The organism is Streptomyces sp. NBC_00631 (assembly GCF_045206895.1).
In the GTDB taxonomy this organism is placed as follows: domain Bacteria; phylum Actinomycetota; class Actinomycetes; order Streptomycetales; family Streptomycetaceae; genus Streptomyces.
In genome coordinates, this window is record NZ_CP107734.1 from 194,017 (window position 1) to 207,241 (window position 13,225).

The following is a 13,225-nucleotide window of genomic DNA, read 5'->3' on the forward strand; positions in this document are numbered from 1 at the left end:
AGGAACCGAAACATGCTGATCACCGCTGCCACGACCGAAGCCAAGGGCGCCCCCTTCACTCTCAGCCCCCTGGAACTGGCCGACCCCCGGCCGGGCGAGGTCGTCGTACGGATGGTCGGCGCCGGGGTCTGTCACACCGACCTGGTCGTCCGCGACCAGTGGTACCCGGTGCCGCTGCCAGCCGTGCTCGGGCACGAGGGCCCAGGAGTCGTGGCGTCCGTCGGCGACGGCGTCACCTTTGTCGTCCCTGATGACCATGTGGTGCTCACCTTCAACTCCTGTGGCGGCTGCCGTACGTGTGTGCAGGGGCGCCCCGCGTACTGCGACCAGTTCTTCGCGTACAACTTCGCGGGCTCACGCGGCGACGGCAGCACCCCACCGCACCGGGAGGCGGGCGATGTGCACGGTGTCTTCGGGCAATCATCCTTCGCCACGTACGCACTCGCCACCGAGCGCAACCTGGTGAAGGTGGACCAGACAGCGCCCCTGGAGAAGGGCACCGCTCTCAAGGCTGTCCTGACCTTCGCCTGACAGACACGTCTCCCTCGACCCGGATATCACCTTGGCTGGCTCGCGGTCACCGTCCGCGCAGCAACAGACATGTCGAACATCCAAGGAGCCCCGAGATGGACCTGCGTTATGACACCTTCTACATCGGCGGCGCATGGGTCCGGCCCAGCACTGACCGAGTGATCACCCCGATCGACGCCAGCACGGAACAGCTCCTCGGCCAGGTGCCAGAGGGCGCCGAGGCCGACATGGACGCCGCAGTCGCCGCCGCGCGCGGGGCCTTCGACGCCCCTTCGGGTTGGGCAGCCTGGGAGCCACGACGGCGTGCCGAGGTAATGGACCGGCTGGCCGACGCCATCGACCGCCGGGCCGACGGTTTCGTCGAGCGAGTGAGCGCCCAGAACGGCATGCCGGTGGCGGTTGCCCGGCAGCTGGAGACCGGATACCCCAGCGCCGTCCTGCGCTACTACGCCGGGCTCGCCCGCGAGGCCGCCTTCGAGGAGACCAGGGACGGGCTCTTCGGCGGTCCGATCGAGGTCCGCAAGGTGCCACTCGGCGTCGTCGCGGCCATCGTGCCGTGGAACTTCCCGCAGGCGCTGGCCATGTTCAAGATCGCGCCCGCGATGGCGGCAGGCTGCGCCCTCGTCATCAAGCCGTCGCCCGAGACGGTGCTGGACGCCTACCTGCTGGCAGAGGCGGTGGAGGAGGCCGGCGTACCGGCCGGTGTCATCAACATCGTTCCAGCCGGCCGGGAGGTCGGTGCCTACCTGGTCTCGCACCCCGCGGTGGACAAGGTCGCCTTCACCGGATCCACCCCCGCCGGGCGGACCATCGCCGAGACCTGCGGGCGACTGCTGCGCCCGGTCACCCTGGAACTCGGCGGCAAATCCGCTGCCATCGTCCTGGACGACGCGGAGCTGGACCTGGCCGAGATCGGCGAGGGGCTGTTCGGCTCCACCCTCCTCAACAACGGCCAGACCTGTTTCCTCGGCACCCGCGTGCTCGCACCACGCAGCCGCTATGCGGAGGTGGTCGACGCCTTCACGGCCCTGGCCGGCTCTCTGACCGTGGGCGACGCACGCGACTCCGCAACCCAGATCGGGCCGATGGTCACCGCCCGCCAGCGCGAGCGCGTCGAGACGTACATCGCCAAGGGCCGGGGCGAAGGCGCCCGCCTCACGACCGGCGGTGGCCGCCCCGACGGCCTGGACAAGGGCTGGTTCGTCCAGCCGACCGTCTTCGCCGACGTCGACAACAGCTCCGTCATTGCCCAGGAGGAGATCTTCGGCCCTGTCCTCTCCCTCATCCCCTACGACGATGTCGACCACGCCGTCCGCATCGCCAACGATTCCGACTTCGGCCTCGGCGGCACCGTCTGGACCACGGATCCCGAGCGCGGCGCCGCCGTCGCCCACCGGGTCCGCACCGGCACCATCGGCGTCAACCGCTACATTCCCGACCCCGCGGCGCCGTTCGGCGGCGTCAAGGCCAGCGGTCTCGGCCGCGAGCTCGGCCCGGAGGGCCTGGCGGCCTACCAGCAGACGCAGACCATCTACCTGTGACCCCGTAAGAGACCGCACACATCCCGTCTCCTTTTGCCCGTACCGGGGGCGATCCGGTGCGGGCGGGAAAGGGGTAGTGCGGCCACCGCGTGTGAGGCCGCGCGGAACAAGAGGCAGTGTCCGGAGTGTGCGGCACCAACGCCGCCGTGGCGTGACGGAGGCCGGCGCGCCGGACGCCTGCGCAGACCCGGCAGCGGCAATAGCGGCGGCCCCCGCGCCGGGCTGAGCACTCGCCAGATCCGAGAAACAGAACCTAGGAGCCATGGATGAACACAGCTGAATTTCCGGAGACCCGCACGGCGACAGGCACGGTACGCGGGCGCCGTGAGGAAGGGCTCGCGGTCTTCCGCGGCATTCCGTTCGCACAGCCGCCGGTGGGCGAGTTGCGCTTCGCCGCGCCGCGGCCGGTCGAGGGCTGGGACGGGGTACGGGAGGCGTTCGCGTTCGGGCCGCCGCCCCCGCAGGAACCGATGCTGCCGCCGACCGACGCTCCCGCCGGTGCGTCGGCCGGTGACGACTGGCTGACGGTCAACGTCTGGTCGCCGGACACCGACCCGGCCGCGCGCCGCCCGGTGATGGTGTGGATCTACGGCGGCGCCTGCAGGTTCGGCTCCGCCGACGACCCCGCCTACGAGGGCAGCCGCCTCGCCCGCGACGGCGAGGTGGTCGTCGTGACCTTCAACTACCGCGTCGGCATGGAGGGCTTCGCCTACCTGGACGGCGCGCCGGCCAACCGCGGTGTACTCGATCAGGTCGCCGCCCTGGAGTGGGTGCGGGAGAACATCACCGCCTTCGGCGGCGACCCCGGCCAAGTCACCCTCTTCGGCGAGTCAGCCGGCGCCGGATCCGTCGCCGCGCTGATGGCCATGCCGCGCGCCCGGGGCCTGTTCGGCCGCGCCATCGCCCAGAGTGTGCCCGCCATGTTCATGTCCACGGAGCTGGCCGCCGACATCGCCGGCGAGCTGGCGGGCGAGCTCGGGCTGCGCCCGACGGTGACCGACCTGTCCACAGTGGACCCGTACAAGATGGCTGCCACGGTGGCCGCGGTGAGCGCCCGGCTGCCCCAGTACGCCGGCCGCTGGGGCGCGTTGGCGCACACTCCGACGGCGTACTCGCACGTCGTCGACGGCGACGTCCTGCCCGTCGCACCCTGGCAGGCCCTCGCCGAGGGTGCCGCACGCGACGTGGACCTGATCGTCGGGCACACTCGGGACGAGTCCCGCCTCTTCCGTGCCCTCGACGGATCGCTCGGCCAGATCAACGACGACCTCGCGGCCCTCGCACTGAACGCCCTGGGACCGGTGCCCGATGCCGTACAGGCGTACCGCGCCGCCTACCCGGGTGTCCCGGCGGAGGGCCTGTTCGAGCTCGTCCACTCCGACTGGCTCTTCCGCATGCCCTCGCTGCACCTCGCCCAGGCCCACGCGGCAGGCGGCGGACGCGCCCACCTGTACGAGCTCACCTGGTCCGCCCCGGCGGCCGGCGGTGCCCTGGGCGCCTGCCACTGCCTGGACGTCCCCCTGGTCTTCGGCACCTACGGCGGCCTCGGCCAGATGCTGATCGGGGAGCCCACGCCAGAGAGCGAAGCCCTCTCCTCCCGCTTCCGCTCCATCTGGACCACCTTCGCCACCACAGGAGACCCGGGCTGGCCTGCGTATGACGCCGAAACCCGCCTCACGCAGCTCATCGACACGGACCTGACGGTCACCCGCTACCCGGAGGAGGCCTCCCGCCGCCTCTGGCAGAGCCACACCTTCGCCGCCCTGCCGCTTGTGGCGGATGCCGGGTAGGGCCGGTCCGCCGGAGCGCCGTCAGCGCGGCCGGTGGCGGAAGGCTTTGCGGCGCTCGGCTCCCAGCCGGACGTAGTAGTCGACGAGTTCGGGAGCGTCGACGGCGGCGGGGGTGACGACCTGCTCGGCGGGGCACCCGGCAGCCGGCGTTTGACCGGGACCTCGAGCTTCTTGCTGGTACGGGTCTGCGGGACACATCAAAGGCTCCACCGATCCCGGAGCGGTTCAGTAGATGATCTATTCCAAGAGGTTCCGCGACCGTTGGGTTCTGTAGGGCTGTTTGAGAGTGTGGGATGTGGCGTTCCGTCGGTCTTGTCGTCGCTCGATGGTGTGACGTTGGGGTATTGCTGCCGGTCAGGGGTTCGGGGTTCGCTGGGGTTGTGGCATGAGCATGGGACAAGCCGTACCCGAGCGATCTCACCGATGAGCAGTGGGAGCTCGTCGAACCCGTGATCACGGCATGGAAGGCCCGGCATCCGTCGGTCAGCGGGCATCAGGGGAAGTACGCGATGCGGGAGATCGTGGGAGTTCCTGCCCCATGACATGCCCCCCGCCCGGAGCGGTGAAGTACTACTTCTACCTCTGGCGCGACGAGGGCACCGACCAGGACGTTCACGACCTGCTGCGCTGGCCGTTGCGGGAGAAGCGGAAGCGATTAGCCGACCCGAGCCCGGTGGTCCTGGACACGCAGAGCATCCACGTGGCTGTCGGAGTCCCGGCCACGACGACGGGCCGGGACGCCGCGAAGAAGGTGCCGGGCAGGAAGAGATGCCTGGCCGTGGACGTGGTGGGCCTCGTCATCGACTGCATCGTCCTGCCCGCCTCCGCGCACGAGAACACCGCCGGCATCGCCCTGCTGGACGGTGTCACCGAGCAGTGCGACACGGTGAAGAAGGCCCTGGTCGACCAGGGCTTCAAGAAGAAGGTCGTCGACCACGGCAGACACGTGGGCATCGACGTGGAGATCGTCGAGCGCAACCCGGACGACAAGGGCTTCGTACCGCAGGCCAAGCGGTGGATCGTGGAGCAGACGAACGGGATCGGATCGATGTTCTACCGCCGTCTCGTGCGCGACTACGAACACCGGCCCGCCTCCTCCCGCTCCCGCGTCCTGTGGGCGATGACCTCCGTCATGAGCCGCCGCCTCACCGGAGCCACCATCGCCTCCTGGAGGACCACATGAGCGAGAATCCACAGGTCAAAGCCATCCTGGAACACATCGAGACCCGCGAGCGTGAACTGGCCGACCAGGCCGGGCAGTTCCGGGCCCGCGTCGAAGAACTCACCCGGCAGCTCGGCGAACTCGACGCGGAGAGCGAGAACCTGCGCATCACCCGCAAGACCCTCCTCACTCTCCCGCTGCCCTCACCCGCCACCGGGCCGGACCGCCCCGGCATTCCGGACCATCCCGCCTACCAGCAAATCCTCACCACCCTGACCGACGCGGGCCGACCGATGCGCGCCCGCGACCTCTGCCAAGCCCTCGACCTGCCGAGCCTCCCGAAGAACACCGAAGGCATCCGCTCCAAACTGAAACGCCTGGTCAGCCGGGGCATCCTCATCGAACCCGAACCCGGCCTGTTCGCCCGCCCCGACGCCTGAGGACCATCCCACACCCACGACCAGGGATCCTTCCCCACCTCAACCACGAAACGGACAAGAGCTCACGTTCCGCACTCTCAGGCAGGCCGCCGCGCTCTTCAACGCGCTGTGCCCGTACCGGCGTTTCCCCTCCCGCCACGGCAACCCGAACGGCCCCGGAAATCCGCCCCCAGAGCCGCCATGTAGTGTCGCAGATCCTCAAGCGACACCGACCCTGCGTCCAGGCCCGCGAACCGCAGCCACCGCAAATGATCCACCAGCACATACGCGTACGTCCGGTCCGTACCCGCCCGACAGGTACGCAGGAACCCGTCCGCCTCCGCCACCACCAAGGAATCGTGCAACGCCCGTCACGTAGGCCGCTGGAGGCACCTTGTTGCATGAGCCGGTTCGCTCGACCAACCTCCGATCGGTGGGCTACAGCCAGGCGGAGCGTGTGCTCGAGGTCGCCTTCCACAGCGGAGGGGTGTACCGCTACGACAACGTGCCTGCGGACGTGCACTCGGCATTGATGGCTTCCCCTAGCAAAGGGGGTTTCTTGGCTCGGTTCATCAAGGGCCACCATCCATACCGGCCGATCTCGAGCTGACGTCCAGACAGTGAATAGGCCCGCTTATGACGGCGGACTCCTGGACCGGGCCGGCTGACGCCGTCAGGGGGCGGCAGGAGCTGAGGCATCGGCCGTGTTGAGGACGTCGAGCAGCGAGGCGAGCGCGCGCAACTGGTCCTCGCCAAGTGGGCTGAGCGGCCCGGGATCCTCGACGAGGCCGCGCCAGAAGGTCTCCCGCAGCCGCTCGCCCTCCGCGGTGAGCGCGAGGGCCTTGATCCGGCGGTCACGCGGGTCGGCGCGCCGCTCGACCGCGCCGCGCCGCTCCAGGCGGTCGACGAGCGTGCTGAGGTTGGACGCGTCGTAGTCGAGCCGGACCGCGAGGCCGCGCATCGACACCGTCTCGCCGGGGGCCAGCAGGAGCAGTACCTTCACCTGGGCGTTGGACAGCCCTACGGCGCTGGCGCGGGCGGCCCAATGCTGGCGCAGCCGGTCGGCGACAGCCAGCAGGCCGAGGTCGACACGGAGCACGGTACGGAGCCGCTCGTCGCCATAGGCGGAGAGATCGTCAGGGAGCCGCATATCCGACTGATTGTATCGGCTGGAGCGCCCACTATATAGTGGTGGTACACCACCATATAGTTGCCGACTGGCCCTACAAAGGAGCAGCGTGAGCGAGCAGAAGTCAGCCGGGGCGAACTGTGGCGATGTATCCAAGACCGTCATGGTTGCGGCAGGGATGGAGGAGGCGTTCGCGATCCTCGTCGAGCGGCCCGGCGAGTGGCTGCCGCCGGGCCACTCGTTCTTCAAGGAGCCGGAGCTGATCGCGATAGAGCCGCGGGTCGGCGGCCGCTACTACGAGCGCGGCGCCGACGGGACGGAGGTTGTGCACGGCACAGTCGTCACGTTCGAGCCGCCCCACAGGCTCGTGATGACCTGGCGCATGGGTGCCGACTGGCGTCCTACCCCAGACGACGAGCACGCCAGCCTCACCGAGTTCGCGTTCTCCGCTGACCCGGACCAGTCGGGCGCCAGCCGCGTCGTGCTGACCCACTCCCAGCTCCACCGGCACGGCCCCGCCGCGGCGGCCATCCACGCCGCCCTCGACGGCCCCAGCCCGGGGGACACGCTGGCCCGCTACGCCGAGGTCGTGGCCCGCCACGCCGCCGGCGCAGGCGGGTAGCCGAGAAGGAACACGGGACATGAGAGGAGTACGGACATGATGCGAGCACCAGGAGCCCATTCCCCCCAGCATCGAGTGATCAACGAGTTCCGCGCCAACGCCGGGAGAGTCGGCGGCTACTTCACCCACATGCCGCTGCTTCTGCTGAGCACCCTCGGGGCACGCAGCGGGATGCACCACACCACGCCGCTGGCCTACATGTCCGACGGCGACAGCTATGTCGTCGTCGCGGCCAACGCGGGCGCGCCGCGGCACCCGGACTGGTACCACAACCTGGCCGCCGCCCCCGGCGCAACCGTCGAGGTCGGCACCGAGATCTGCGAGGTCACGGCGGTGGTCGAGACGGGCGCGCGGCGCGAGGAGCTGTTCCGGCGGTTCGCCGAGGGGAGCCCCCAGGGTGACCTCTACCAGGCTGCCACCACGCGGGAGATCCCCGTGATCAGCCTCATCCCGGTGCGGGATCCAGCCAGCTGACCCCTGTCGCCGCGGCAAGCGCGCCTCGACCGCGCCCGCTAGCCACCGTGCGAGCGCAGCACGCGCCCGGCGAGAATCGTCGACTTCCACGAGATGTAGCAGAGCAAGCGCTGAATTCAGCTCACCCACAACTCTTGACTATGACGCGCCGTCTACGGCCCTCGACGCTCAGGGGCGCATTCGCGTGGGGCACTCGTCGTCCTCTCGAAGTCAGACGACGGCAGGCGCGACACCTATCCCGCGCGCCTGCCGCGTTGTGGCCTTTCAGTCCCGCGGTGCCACGCGGATACGGTTCCCGTCAGGATCGGCTGCGAGGAAGGTCAGCCCGAACCCCGCATCATTTGGCTCCTGCAGGATCGTGACGCCCTTGGACTGCCACTGCTTGAAGATCGCGTTGAGCTCGTCGGGCCCACCGTCGATGGCCAGGCACACCTCACTGGTACGTGGGACGTCCGCTGACAGATCCTCGAACTGGTCAGACCACAGAGCGAGGTCAGCGCCTGGCCCGAGGTCGAAGGTGATGTATCCCGGAGTCTCGAACGACGGCCTCATGTCGAGGAGGTCGCCGTAGAAACGCGCCGCGGCGGGAGCGTCGTTCACATAGACGATGGACACGACGGATGTGGTCATGGAAGTTCCTTCTCGCAGGCCGTAGGTACGCATCCACCACCCTGACGGGGATATGCGCCGCATCATGTCGCAATTCCTGAAAAACTTGGTGTGTGACCCCAGACCGCTTCTTCTCCCTGATGCTGCTCCTCGAATCGAGGGATGCCGTGACCACACAGGAACTTGCCTCGGCGCTCGGCGTTTCCCTTCGAACCATCACCCGGGACCTGAACTGGCTCCGCGACGCCGGTCTGCCGGTGACCGCACACCGGGGCCGCCTCGGAGGCGTGACCATGCTGCCCGGGTCCGGGCTCGACCTCACGCGACTCACACCGGGCGAGCGTGATCATCTCTCGCTCACCGGGCTGGATGAGAAGCAACGTGCGGAGCTCAACGCATCGGTCGAAAGCCAGCGCGCGCTCTCCAAGATCGGCGCTACACAGCCACGTCGAATTCATGAGCTCCTGCCGCTCACCGACGTGGTGCACGTCGACAGCCGTCCCTGGCTCCAGGCACGAGCTTCCGGCACGACTCCGGCTTCGCTGATCGGCCCAGTGCGGCGAGGTCGCCGACTACGGATCGAGTACGACAGCCCACGCGAGTCATGCCCACGCGACCTGGTCGTGGATCCCTACGGACTGCTCGCCAAGGCCGGCATCTGGTATCTCGTCGCCGACTGTGCCCGAGTGCCACGGATGTACCGACTCGAACGGATCACGACGTGGAAAGAAGTCGACCAGCCACGACGGATCCGCGAGAACCAGACCCTGGCCACCGTCGCCGCAGAGCTCATTGATCAGTGGGAACACAACCACGCGATAGAGGTCAGCGCCACCATCGACCAGACCCAGATCGAGCGAGCGCAACGGATCTTTGGCCAACGACTCGTCCGCGACGACCATGAAGAATCCGCCACCGGCCACAAGGTAACAATCCGCTTCCTGCGTCTGGAGGACGTACGAGCACTACTGCCGTTCGGGAGCACCATCACTGTGCACGGCCCCACCGAAGCCAGGGCTCACCTCCGCGACCTCGCCACCAACCTTGCCCACCACTATGCGCCGTCACCAACGTCCTGACCCGCAACAACTAGCTACAACTCACACCACTCCCCCAGAGGGTCGGCCGCCCGCGTCTGGGTGAAGCTGTGCACCACGTCCCACGCCCGATCGATGTCCAGAACAAAGTCGCCCGTGAACGCGGCGAGGTCATCCATGATCGGGACTTCGACCTCGGCACCCGAGGGCACGGTGCCGTCTCCGACCAGCAGAGACATCCGCTCAGTGCTACTCATCAGATGGACGACCGCGTGACCATCTCGGAAGGCCATGCTCAGCACCGGGAACTCCCTGTTCGGCGCCCGAACCTCGACATATCCGTGACCACGGGAACGCAGTTCGTTGAAGCGGTCTGACAGATCCTCCACCTCTGAACATCTCTCAACCGGATGGAAAAGTCCCGATTCTGGCGACGTCGCCGCCCACACCACGCTCATTCAGCCCCTCTTCCCCATGCAGGTCATCGCCCACGATCCAGAGCCACGCTCCCACGCTCCACCACGACTACCGGGGTTGGGTCGCTTGATCGTGTTACGAGCTCATAGGAAGAACTTTCTCCAAGGAGACGGGCAAAGCGGTCGGACTTCCCTACGTTGTCTGCGGGACAGGGTGAGCCCTTCGTATGGTTCTCCCACCCAGGGGCGTCGTGCGGCTTTCAAACTTCTGCCGCTTGTGGCTTCCATTGATTGGCCGCCCGACGCCCCACGACGACTCGGTTGCCAATTAGGAATTGCGAATGATCGCTCCGTAGAAATCGACAGCGAGGTCGTCCGTCGGGAGGCACCAGTACCCACCGCACGGAGGCACCACATGGCCGCGATCTGGGCCGGCATCGACGCAGGCAAGACCCATCACCACTGCGTCGCGATCGACGAGAGCGGCCGTCGGCTGCTGTCCCGGCGCGTCGCCAACGACGAGCCCGAGCTCCTCGAAATCAGAGGCAACCTCCGGCGCCCACAGCGATACAACCGCCGACTCCAACGCGTCCTCTACACCTCCGCGCTCTTCAGCATCCGCCACTGCGAAGAATCCCGTCGCTTCTACGACCGCAAACGCGCCGAGGGCAAGCGCCATACCCAGGCCGTCCTGGCTCTCGCTCGACGCCGGGTCAACGTCCTATGGGCCCTCCTGCACGACGGCCGGTGCTACGAGCCAGCTCCGTCGGCAAGGGCTGCCGCGTAGGAAAGGACGCGACTCGTTGCGCGTCGGCCAGTCGATCTGGCGGGTTCCGTCAGACCAGGCAGAACTCGTTACCTTCCGGATCTGCCATCACCACGTGATCCGGCCTGCCCTGCAACTCATCCTCGCGGACCACAGTCGCACCCGCAGCAATCAACCGCTCGACTGCCTCGACCACACGCGGCCAGCGCACCTCCCACGGCGTTTCACGGCCACCACCGACCTGCACGTCGAGGTGCAACCGGTTCTTCACCAACTTCGGCTCCGGCACCTTCAAGAAGGACAAAGTGGGGCCTACGCCGTCCGGATCCGAGAGATACGCCCCGTCATCCCACTCATCCTCCGGAACGCCATGGTGCGAGAGCCAGTCCTCCCAGCTCCCGAACCCTGCGGGCGCGGGCTTCTCCGCATAGCCCAATGCCAGCGCCCAGAACGCGGCCAGCTTGGCCGGGTACGCGCAGTCGATCGTCAAGCTCCACTTGGTCGCCATGAGTCCTCCCCAATCTGATGAACGGACCGTACCGGGCACCTCTGACACCCCCGGCCCGCTACTTCGCGCGTGCCCCGTGGCTTGACGAACGGCATTAGGAATCACTGCAGGCGACGACGACCACGGCGCGCAGGCCTGTGACGTAGTTCAGGACGCGGAGAGCTTCGACGTCGTCGGTGTACTGGCGCAGCTGCGGGCCGGCGGTGTCGCCGGGGATCGGCTCGCCGACGCCGGGGTTGACGGAGATGACGGAGAACGCGATCCGGGCACGGGGGCCCGTGTTCCGACGTCATCAGGCGACGGCCGGCCGCTGCGCGGCGGGCCGAGCGAGGCGGGACTCATGAGGTCTTCCCAAGGGGTGCAGTCCTCGACCGCGGGAAGCCCGTTCTCGGCGATGTCCTCCAGCACGCCGGCGAACTGGTCGGCCCGCTCGCGGGTCTGGGCCACGTACGCGCGGACCGCGTCAGCGACCGCGGGCTCCGACTGATGCCGGACGGCACCGTCGACGGGGACCGACTGATCGTTCATCGGAGTCTCCAGACGCGGGGCGGGCGTGCGCATCCACAGCATTGCCGCGCACGCGCAACGGGGATGGCCAGTCGACAACTGCACGCGGTCAGGCACCGATTTGGCGTTCACTCGAACGGGCTAGGGCCCTGCCCGGCGGATCATGAGTGTTTCGACCTGCGGAGCCGTGCTCGGCCTGCCAGGGGTCGCCTCGTTGGCCATGGACGGGGGGCCGATAGGAGGCCGCCGCCAGGTGGGTGCACCCTGCCTGGCTACGGGCGCACCTGCGACCAGTGGTTCGCCTCAGCACGAGTCACTTCGGCGTCATACTGAATCGCGTCGAAGTGGAGCTCCGGCGGAGGGCAGAACACGGGGGTGTGTGTCGGCGACGGCACCTCCCAGTCCGACCACTGCACGATCTCCCCGAACCGCTGCACGACCACGGTCAGGAAGCCGCAGCAGCCACCGGTACAGTCCGGTTCTCCCAGCACCAGGCGGCGTGCATCGCCGGTCGCCCGGAGAGGGCTGGGCCGGCCGGCCGGCAGCGCATCAACCGCGTACGGTCCGCGGCCGCCTTCGCCAACCGCCTCCTCGACCACATCCTCGCCGTTGACCCAGAACCGCAACTGGGCAGCGAACCGGGATCCCGGTGGCAGCTCCCTGATCTGAAAACGATCGAACATCACACCACCCTACGAGGCGCGTTCACATCGACGCGTCGCGCCCAGCCGACGACAGATCTCCATCAGACGGCGGAAGACCCGGAGGTGGCTCCCGTTCTCATGAACATCGACCACAGCCCGGGCGGGGCGCCTCCCGAAGTCACGCACACCCGCCCTCGGAACTCGGGTTCTGGCTCAGCTTCCGTGCAGCGGCGACTGTGAGTGACCACTGGGCGTCTCCGGGCGGCACTGGAAGTCGCCCGAAAATGAACCGTGGTCACGAAGGCTGGGCTGACAGTTCGGGGCCGTGGAAGAAGTCGTCCGGCTGGAGGAGCTGTTGTTCCCGTCGATCGCGGACATCGCGGTGCTGTCGGTGGACGTGAATACCGAGATGGTGCGCGTTGACGCACATTGCACCGCAGCCGGGGCCGTCTGCCCGGCATGCGGGGCGTGGTCGCCCCGGGTTCACAGCTCCTACCTGCGGTTTCCCGCTGACGTACCGAGCGCCGGACGAAAAGTCGTACTCCAGCTCCGGGTACGGCGGTTCCGGTGCCGGAACACCATGTGCCGACGCCGTACCTTCGTGAAGCAGATTGCTGGCCTGACTCGCAGGTATGGCCAGCGCAGCGAGGGGCTGCGTTCGGCCCTGGCCGCAGTCGGGCTTGCCCTGGCCGGCCGGGCCGGTTGCTCGGCTGGCTGCCGTCCTCGGCGTGCCCTGAGCCGGAGCACGGTCTTGCGTCTGGTCAACGCTCTGCCCGAGCCGGAGGTACCGGCGCCGCGGGTGGTCGGCGCCGACGAGTACGCCACCCGCAAGGGCCGCCACTACGGCACTGTCCTGGTGGACGTCGAAACGCACCGTCCGATCGATCTGCTCCCAGACCGGGAGGCGTCCAGCCTGGCCGCATGGCTCGCCCAGCGGCCCGGCATCGAGTTCGTCTGCCGGGACCGCGCGCCGTTCTTCGCGGAAGGCGCTGCGCCGGAGCGCCGCAGTCGGTCCAGGTCGCGGACAGGTGGCATCTCTGGCACAACATGAGCGAGGCCGCTGAGCGGGC

At 68.3% G+C, this 13,225-nt stretch carries 16 protein-coding genes and 3 pseudogenes; 12 read left to right on the plus strand and 7 right to left on the minus strand.

The window, feature by feature from the left end:
• Positions 1-12: 12 nt before the first annotated feature.
• The 3 genes from OHB00_RS01010 (at position 13) to OHB00_RS01020 (ending at position 3,862) form a co-directional block, all read left to right on the plus strand.
• Positions 13-531 carry an alcohol dehydrogenase catalytic domain-containing protein gene (locus OHB00_RS01010; RefSeq protein ID WP_406430273.1) on the plus strand — a complete coding sequence of 173 codons (519 nt, stop codon included), beginning with the start codon at positions 13-15 and terminating at the stop codon, positions 529-531.
• Positions 532-626: 95 nt separating this feature from the next.
• Positions 627-2,072, plus strand: a complete 1,446-nt coding sequence (locus OHB00_RS01015) for an aldehyde dehydrogenase (protein ID WP_406430275.1) — start codon at positions 627-629, stop codon at positions 2,070-2,072.
• 266 nt (positions 2,073-2,338) lie between these two features.
• Entirely contained in the window at positions 2,339-3,862 is a 1,524-nt protein-coding gene (locus OHB00_RS01020; protein ID WP_406430277.1) for a carboxylesterase/lipase family protein, read from the plus strand.
• Positions 3,863-3,883: 21 nt separating this feature from the next.
• Here OHB00_RS01020 and OHB00_RS01025 read toward each other — a convergent pair whose 3' ends face one another.
• On the minus strand, positions 3,884-4,060 hold the full coding sequence (locus OHB00_RS01025; protein ID WP_406446352.1) for a hypothetical protein: 177 nt from the start codon (positions 4,058-4,060) through the stop codon (positions 3,884-3,886).
• Positions 4,061-4,400: 340 nt separating this feature from the next.
• Between OHB00_RS01025 and OHB00_RS01030 the strand changes: the two genes are divergently transcribed.
• The 3 genes from OHB00_RS01030 to OHB00_RS01040 all read left to right on the plus strand — a co-directional run bounded on the left by OHB00_RS01030 (position 4,401) and on the right by OHB00_RS01040 (position 6,053).
• On the plus strand, positions 4,401-5,045 hold the full coding sequence (locus OHB00_RS01030) for a transposase (protein WP_406430279.1): 645 nt from the start codon (positions 4,401-4,403) through the stop codon (positions 5,043-5,045).
• Positions 5,042-5,464 carry a hypothetical protein gene (locus OHB00_RS01035; RefSeq protein ID WP_406430281.1) on the plus strand — a complete coding sequence of 141 codons (423 nt, stop codon included), beginning with the start codon at positions 5,042-5,044 and terminating at the stop codon, positions 5,462-5,464. Before OHB00_RS01030 ends, OHB00_RS01035 begins: the two co-directional genes overlap by 4 nt.
• 376 nt (positions 5,465-5,840) lie before the next feature.
• Positions 5,841-6,053 (plus strand): KTSC domain-containing protein, encoded by a 213-nt coding sequence (locus OHB00_RS01040; protein ID WP_406445555.1) that lies wholly within the window; start codon positions 5,841-5,843, stop codon positions 6,051-6,053.
• Positions 6,054-6,116: 63 nt separating this feature from the next.
• Here the strand turns inward: OHB00_RS01040 and OHB00_RS01045 are convergent, their stop codons facing one another.
• Positions 6,117-6,593 (minus strand): MarR family winged helix-turn-helix transcriptional regulator, encoded by a 477-nt coding sequence (locus OHB00_RS01045; protein ID WP_406430283.1) that lies wholly within the window; start codon positions 6,591-6,593, stop codon positions 6,117-6,119.
• An 88-nt stretch (positions 6,594-6,681) separates the two neighbouring features.
• Between OHB00_RS01045 and OHB00_RS01050 the strand changes: the two genes are divergently transcribed.
• Positions 6,682-7,194, plus strand: coding sequence for an SRPBCC domain-containing protein (locus OHB00_RS01050; RefSeq protein WP_406430285.1), 513 nt, complete (start codon positions 6,682-6,684; stop codon positions 7,192-7,194).
• Positions 7,195-7,230: 36 nt separating this feature from the next.
• Complete coding sequence (locus OHB00_RS01055; RefSeq protein ID WP_406430287.1) at positions 7,231-7,668, plus strand: nitroreductase family deazaflavin-dependent oxidoreductase; 438 nt, start codon at positions 7,231-7,233, stop codon at positions 7,666-7,668.
• Positions 7,669-7,932: 264 nt separating this feature from the next.
• On the opposite strand, the gene OHB00_RS01060 is transcribed toward OHB00_RS01055, so the two are convergent.
• A complete protein-coding gene (locus tag OHB00_RS01060; protein WP_406430289.1) occupies positions 7,933-8,298 on the minus strand; it encodes a VOC family protein in 366 nt (121 codons plus the stop codon).
• A gap of 92 nt (positions 8,299-8,390) precedes the next feature.
• On the opposite strand from OHB00_RS01060, the gene OHB00_RS01065 reads away from it, so the two are divergent.
• Positions 8,391-9,356, plus strand: a complete 966-nt coding sequence (locus OHB00_RS01065; protein WP_406430291.1) for a helix-turn-helix transcriptional regulator — start codon at positions 8,391-8,393, stop codon at positions 9,354-9,356.
• Positions 9,357-9,370: 14 nt separating this feature from the next.
• Here OHB00_RS01065 and OHB00_RS01070 read toward each other — a convergent pair whose 3' ends face one another.
• The gene (locus OHB00_RS01070) at positions 9,371-9,772 is read right to left on the minus strand and encodes a hypothetical protein (RefSeq protein WP_406430293.1); all 402 of its coding nucleotides are present in this window, start codon (positions 9,770-9,772) and stop codon (positions 9,371-9,373) included.
• A gap of 373 nt (positions 9,773-10,145) precedes the next feature.
• Here OHB00_RS01070 and OHB00_RS01075 point away from each other — a divergent pair.
• Positions 10,146-10,223 (plus strand): annotated as a pseudogene (locus OHB00_RS01075) (hypothetical protein); the annotation flags it as partial.
• A gap of 45 nt (positions 10,224-10,268) precedes the next feature.
• Positions 10,269-10,517: pseudogene (locus OHB00_RS01080) on the plus strand (IS110 family transposase); the annotation flags it as partial.
• Between the two features lie 49 nt (positions 10,518-10,566).
• Here OHB00_RS01080 and OHB00_RS01085 read toward each other — a convergent pair.
• From OHB00_RS01085 to OHB00_RS01095, 3 genes and pseudogenes are all read right to left on the minus strand, one after another.
• On the minus strand, positions 10,567-11,004 hold the full coding sequence (locus OHB00_RS01085) for a VOC family protein (protein ID WP_406430295.1): 438 nt from the start codon (positions 11,002-11,004) through the stop codon (positions 10,567-10,569).
• 292 nt (positions 11,005-11,296) lie between these two features.
• A pseudogene (locus OHB00_RS01090) lies at positions 11,297-11,532 on the minus strand (hypothetical protein).
• A gap of 251 nt (positions 11,533-11,783) precedes the next feature.
• Positions 11,784-12,194: a hypothetical protein gene (locus tag OHB00_RS01095; protein ID WP_406430297.1), complete on the minus strand. Its 411-nt coding sequence runs from the start codon at positions 12,192-12,194 to the stop codon at positions 11,784-11,786.
• Positions 12,195-12,480: 286 nt separating this feature from the next.
• Between OHB00_RS01095 and OHB00_RS01100 the strand changes: the two genes are divergently transcribed.
• Complete coding sequence (locus tag OHB00_RS01100) at positions 12,481-13,206, plus strand: ISL3 family transposase (RefSeq protein WP_406430299.1); 726 nt, start codon at positions 12,481-12,483, stop codon at positions 13,204-13,206.
• Positions 13,207-13,225 lie beyond the last annotated feature (19 nt).